Genomic DNA, 311 nt, shown 5'->3' on the forward strand with positions numbered 1-311 from the left:
CGCAGCGGGCGCTGGATATTTCCATCGACTACGCCAAGACGCGCCAGCAGTTCGGCAAGCCGATCGCCAATTTCCAGATGGTACAGGCGATGTTGGCCGACATGTACACGCGGATCGAAGCGGCGCGCAGCCTGTCATTGAAGACCGTCGCCATGTGCGAAGGTCTGGAAGAGGGCGAAGGCGGACGCGGTGAAATCCACAAGCTGACAGCGGCCGCGATCTTCAAGGCCGCCGAGGTCACGTCCTTCGTGCTGGACAGGGCCGTCCAGATCCACGGCGGGTCCGGCTATATGCGCGATACCGAAGTGAAC

Annotated in this window: 1 protein-coding gene; it reads left to right on the forward strand. The window is 62.1% G+C overall.

The window, feature by feature from the left end:
• Window positions 1–311: acyl-CoA dehydrogenase family protein (locus ACP2AV_RS15755; RefSeq protein ID WP_426373714.1), on the forward strand; the 311-nt coding region annotated here is incomplete at both ends.

This window comes from Aliiroseovarius sp. PTFE2010 (assembly GCF_049943335.1).
Lineage (GTDB): Bacteria > Pseudomonadota > Alphaproteobacteria > Rhodobacterales > Rhodobacteraceae > JBNFVY01.